6 protein-coding genes are annotated in these 4,741 nt (G+C 75.7%); 4 read left to right on the forward strand and 2 right to left on the reverse strand.

Features of this window, described 5'->3' with window-relative positions; all coding sequences use genetic code 11:
* Nucleotides 1-762 (reverse strand): adenylate/guanylate cyclase domain-containing protein (locus E2C05_RS28760; RefSeq protein WP_133223061.1); only part of this gene is annotated, 762 nt, incomplete at its 3' end.
* Nucleotides 763-926: 164 nt separating this feature from the next.
* Here E2C05_RS28760 and E2C05_RS28765 point away from each other — a divergent pair.
* The 3 genes from E2C05_RS28765 (at nucleotide 927) to E2C05_RS28775 (ending at nucleotide 3,342) form a co-directional block, all read left to right on the forward strand.
* The gene (locus E2C05_RS28765; protein WP_133223062.1) at nucleotides 927-1,109 is read left to right on the forward strand and encodes a hypothetical protein; all 183 of its coding nucleotides are present in this window, start codon (nucleotides 927-929) and stop codon (nucleotides 1,107-1,109) included.
* A 180-nt stretch (nucleotides 1,110-1,289) separates the two neighbouring features.
* Nucleotides 1,290-1,727: a con-10 family general stress protein gene (locus E2C05_RS28770; protein WP_240046934.1), complete on the forward strand. Its 438-nt coding sequence runs from the start codon at nucleotides 1,290-1,292 to the stop codon at nucleotides 1,725-1,727.
* A 487-nt stretch (nucleotides 1,728-2,214) separates the two neighbouring features.
* On the forward strand, nucleotides 2,215-3,342 hold the full coding sequence (locus E2C05_RS28775; protein WP_133223063.1) for a CaiB/BaiF CoA transferase family protein: 1,128 nt from the start codon (nucleotides 2,215-2,217) through the stop codon (nucleotides 3,340-3,342).
* Nucleotides 3,343-3,463: 121 nt separating this feature from the next.
* Here the strand turns inward: E2C05_RS28775 and E2C05_RS28780 are convergent, their stop codons facing one another.
* Entirely contained in the window at nucleotides 3,464-3,931 is a 468-nt protein-coding gene (locus E2C05_RS28780) for an ester cyclase (RefSeq protein ID WP_158292438.1), read from the reverse strand.
* Between the two features lie 103 nt (nucleotides 3,932-4,034).
* Here E2C05_RS28780 and E2C05_RS28785 point away from each other — a divergent pair.
* Nucleotides 4,035-4,741 (forward strand): LysR family transcriptional regulator (locus tag E2C05_RS28785; RefSeq protein ID WP_205083156.1); only part of this gene is annotated, 707 nt, incomplete at its 3' end.

Below are 4,741 nucleotides of genomic sequence, written 5' to 3' on the forward strand. Positions count from 1 at the left end.
CCCGGCGAGCGGCGCGTCGCGGCCGAGCAGCGGCGCGCGCGCCGCACCGCAGGCGGCCGCGCCAGCCTCCTCCGCCTCGCCTTCCGCCAGCGGCGCGAGCAACTCGGCCACCGGCACCGGCTCCGCCCAGCCGCGGATCCGCTGCTGGCCGCGGGCGTGCAGGGCGAAGCGCCCCGCCAGTTGCGCGGCCACGCTGGCCGAGACCAGCACCACGCCGGCCGGCGCCATCGCCTCCAGCCGGGCGGCGAGGTTCAGCGCCTCCCCCAGGATGGTCAGCTGGCGTGGGTCGCCGGTGCCGGCGGGGTCGGTGACCATGACGAGGCCGGCAGCCAGCCCGGCCCGGATGCGCAGCGGCGCGCCGCCGACCCGGATCTCCGCCGCCACCGCGTCGCGGATCGCCAGCGCGGCGGCGGCGGCGCGCGGCGTGTCGTCCTCCTGCGCCGCCGGCCAGCCGAACTGCACCAGCACGCCGTCGCCAAGGAAGCGGACCAGCCCGGCGCCATGCCGCTCCGCCACCCGGGTCACGACATGCAATAGCGCCGCCAGCCGTTCCCCCTGCTCCTCGACGCCGTCGGGCCGGAGCGTGTGGGCGGTGGTGTCGGGAATGCCGCAGAACAGCGCGGTCATCGGCCGCAATTCGCGCCGCGGGCCGGGACCGGAGGCTTCCAGCCGATGGCCGCATTCGGTGCAGAAGCGGGCCCGGGGCGCGGCCGGCGCGCCGCAGCCAGGGCAGCCGCCGCCCGCCTCCTCCGCTGTCCGCATCGCCTGCGTCTCTCCGCCCGCCGCCCGGCGTTGCGGAAACGATAGGGATGGCGTCCCCCGCTGTGTAGGGGCGACCGGCGCGGGCTGTGCGCCGGGACACGCCGGCCGCAACGGCGGCGCCGCCCTGGCGTTGCGACCGGTTCAACAGCCAGGACCACCGCATCATGAGCCCGTCCGACCCGATGCTGCCGCCCACCACGCCGGGGCCCGAGATCCCGCCGATGCCGCCCGGCCCCGACAGCCCGGCGCCGGGCCCCAGCCCGTTGCCGCCGGCGCCGACGCCCGGCCCGGAATTGCCGGTGCAGAACCCGCCGCCGAACCGCGAGATGCCGCCGCCCCAGGCGTGATCCCGGAGGCCGGCTCGGCCGGCCGAGGCGCGCGTGCAGTGCCGCCGGCGGGATGATCCGGCGGCGCATCTGCCAACCGAGAGGGGAAGCGCCGACGCATCCCACCCCATGCAGCCGCGTTGGGTCGGCGCCGGTCGCCCGCGCGGCCGGCCAATCCCGACAAGCAGGAAGGATAGTTTCATGGCGGGTTCCAGCGGCGACATGCCGCAGGCCGGGAGCCGGAACAGCAATCCGGGCAATTTCGCCAACAACCGGGAAAAGGCGTCCCGCGCCGGCCAGGTCGGCGGGTCGCGCCAGGGCGCGGCCAACAATCCGGGCAATTTCGCCAACAATCCGAACCGGGCGAAGGAGGCCGGGCATCTCGGCGGCCGGCAGCAGGGCAAGGCGAACAACCCGGCCAACTTCGCGAATGACCCGGCGAAGGCGCGGCAGGCCGGCCATATCGGCGGCACGCATCAGGGCCGGCAGAACAACCCGGCCAACTTCGCCAATGACCGCGGCAAGGCAAGCGAGGCGGGACGCCTGGGCGGCCAGCAGAGGGCCGGCAGCCGGACATCCCAGGCCACCATGCCGGAGGCTGCCGCGGCGCCTCGCGACGACGCGCCGCAGGACCGGTAGCCGGACCCGGACGGTCCCGCGGCGCGGTCCGCGGGTCGTCCCGGGTTTCCACGTTGCCAGCCTGCCTGCCGATGTCGACCGGCATCGGCAGGCAGGGAGCGCACCCGTGGCGCTGCACGCCTTTCCGGGCAGGACCGGCAGGCCGCCAAGTGGGTTCGCCGACCGGCACCGGATGGTGCCGCCCGGGTGGCACCGAGTCCTGGCGCGAGGCCGGCACGCCAAGGGATTCTGGTGACGCTCCGCCGCCAGGCTGCCGCATCGCAAGGCTTGGCCCCGGCCCTTGTCGAAGCTGCGGGCGGCCGAGATGCCGGAACGCCGCAGGTCCTGGGTGACGGGCCGCGCCAGGCAACCTGATGCTCCGCAGTGGCGTGCCGGCAGGACAGGCACCACGCCGCTGCCGCCCGCGATCCTCGGAGAACGCCGCGCAGCGCGGCCTTCGCCCTGTGCCGCGATCCGCTCTAGGCTCGCCGCAACAAGGAGGACGCCCATGGGACCGTTGCAGGGCCTGCGCATCATCGAGTTTGCTGGCATCGGGCCCGGCCCGTTCTGCGGCATGGTGCTGGCCGACCTCGGCGCCGAGGTGCTGCGGATCGACCGCAAGGACGGGCCGCCCGGCGCGCGGGAGGATTTCACCGGCCGCGGCCGGCGCTCCGTCACGCTCGACCTGAAGTCGCCCGCGGCGGTCGAGGCCGCGCTGCGCCTGGTCGAGCGGGCCGATGCGCTGATCGAGGGCTTCCGCCCCGGCGTCATGGAACGCCTCGGCCTCGGGCCCGAGACCTGCCTCGGCCGCAACCCGCGCCTGGTCTATGGCCGGATGACCGGCTGGGGGCAGGAGGGGCCGCTGGCCCAGGCCGCCGGCCACGACATGAACTACATCGCGCTGACCGGCGCGCTCTGGTCCATCGGCCGGCCGGGGGAACGGCCGGTGCCGCCGCTGAACCTCGTCGGCGATTATGGCGGCGGCGGCATGCTGCTGGCCATGGGCCTGCTGGCCGGGCTGCTGCATGCGCGGGGCACCGGCCAGGGCCAGGTGGTGGACGCCGCCATGGTGGACGGCGCCGCCCTGCTGATGGCGCCGATCTACGCCATGAAGGCGCGCGGCCGCTGGGGCAACGAGCGCGGCGCCAACATGCTGGACGGCGCGGCGCCCTGGTACGACACCTATGAATGCGCCGATGGCCGCTTCCTCTCGGTCGGGCCGATCGAGCCGCAATTCTTCGCCCTGCTCTGCCAGAAGCTGGGCCTGGACGCGAAGGATTTCCCCGACCGGATGGACCCCGCCGCCTGGCCGGCGCTGAAGGCAAGGCTGACGGCGATCTTCCGGACGCGCACGCGCGACGACTGGTGCGCGCTGCTGGAAGGCACCGATGCCTGCGTCGCGCCGGTGCTGGACATGGAGGAAGCGCCGAACCACCCGCACAACGCCGCGCGCGGCACCTTCCTGGCGCGCGACGGCGTCGTGCAGCCGGCGCCGGCGCCGCGCTTCTCCGCCACGCCCGTCATGGCCGGCAGGACGCCGCCGCTGCGGGGCGAGGATACCGACGCCGTGCTGACGGATGCAGGCTTCGCCGAGGCGGAGATCGCCGCGCTGCGCGAGCAGGGCGCGATCGGCTGAACCACCGCGGGGGGGGCCTGCCCCGCCCGGGCCCTCGCCACCGACGCGGCGTCCCCGTGGCGATGCGCGGCATCGTCACGGGGTGTCCCATCGGGCCGAAAGGCCTGTGGAGACCTGAGGCTCAGCCGTTCAGCTGGCGTGCCAGCCCGGCAAAGTCCACCAGGTCCCAGTGCTCGGCGAACAGGCCGCCCTGCACCCGCCACAGGTCGAAGGTGGCGAAGCTGAAGGCCCGGCCGGTCGGGCGCGCGAAGCCGGGCAAGGGCCGCGTATGCGTGCCGGCATAGGTCATCCGCGCCGCCACCCGGTCGCCGCCGATCACCTGGTCGTCCAGCGTGACGCGCAGGTCGGGTATCGCCTCGAACTGCGCCTGCCAGTTCGCCGCGAGCGCGGCCAGCCCGGACGGGCTGCGGCCGGAATGCTCGACATAATCCACCCGCGCGATCTCGCCGCAGCGGGTCGCGTCACGCGCATTCTTCAGCGCGACATAGCGCGCCAGCAGCGCCGCATGCCCCGGCGGTTCGCACGCCGCCTGCGCCGCCGGCACCATCAGCCCCGCGGCCCCAACCCCCAACAGCAACCGCCTGCGCATCGCATCGCTCCCTGTCCCTGATGCGCCGCCATCCTGCGCCCGGCCGCCCGGCGGCGGCGCATGAGACCTCCTCGGCATGGATGAGCCGTGCTCAACTATCCCCATGCCGCCGCCCCTGCCGCCCCTCGCCACCCTGCGCGCCTTCGAGGCGGCGGCACGGCATGAGAGCCTGACGCTCGCCGCGGCGGAGCTCGGCGTCACGCCCTCCGCCGTCAGCCACCAGCTGCGGGCGCTGGAGGATGCGCTGGGCACCGTGCTCTTCCTCCGCACGCCGCGGCAGCTGCGCCTCACCCCCGCTGGGGCGAGGCTGGCAGCCGGCCTCGCCGAGGGCCTGGCCCGCATCGCCGCGGCGGTGGAGGAGCTGCGCGCCGCGGAGGCCGAGACGGTGCTGCGCGTCAGCGCCCTGCCGCTTTTCACCAGCGCCTGGCTGATTCCCCGGCTCGGCGGGTTCGAGACGCGGGCCGCCCGCCTCGGCCTGCGCGTCACGCTCAGCCTGGACGGCCGCCATGCGGTGGCCGACCTGGCGCGCGGCGAGGCGGACATTGCCATCCGCAACCTGCCGCGGCGCGACCCGGCGCTGGCGACGCGCCGGCTGCTGGACCTGCGCGCCGTGCCGGTCTGCGCGCCGGAGATGGCGGCGCGGCTGGCAACGCCGGCGGACCTGGCGGGCGCCACGCTGATCCATGTCTCGGCCCGGCCGGAGGGCTGGGCGAACTGGCATGCCGCGCTGGGCCTGCCGCCGCCGGCGCCGCGCGCCGCGCTGGCGGTGGACACGGTGCCGGCGGCGCTGGACGCCGCGGCGGCCGGGCG

The organism is Paracraurococcus ruber (assembly GCF_004353985.1).
Taxonomy (GTDB): Bacteria; Pseudomonadota; Alphaproteobacteria; order Acetobacterales; family Acetobacteraceae; genus Paracraurococcus; species Paracraurococcus ruber.

What these genes read in the sequence shown, in the direction of transcription:
- E2C05_RS28770 (WP_240046934.1), top strand. Translation starts at nt 1,290, where the DNA reads ATGGCGGGTTCCAGCGGCGACATGCCGCAGGCCGGGAGCCGGAACAGC.
- E2C05_RS28780 (WP_158292438.1), bottom strand. Translation starts at nt 3,931, where the DNA reads ATGCGCAGGCGGTTGCTGTTGGGGGTTGGGGCCGCGGGGCTGATGGTG.
- E2C05_RS28775 (WP_133223063.1), top strand. Translation starts at nt 2,215, where the DNA reads ATGGGACCGTTGCAGGGCCTGCGCATCATCGAGTTTGCTGGCATCGGG.
- E2C05_RS28765 (WP_133223062.1), top strand. Translation starts at nt 927, where the DNA reads ATGAGCCCGTCCGACCCGATGCTGCCGCCCACCACGCCGGGGCCCGAG.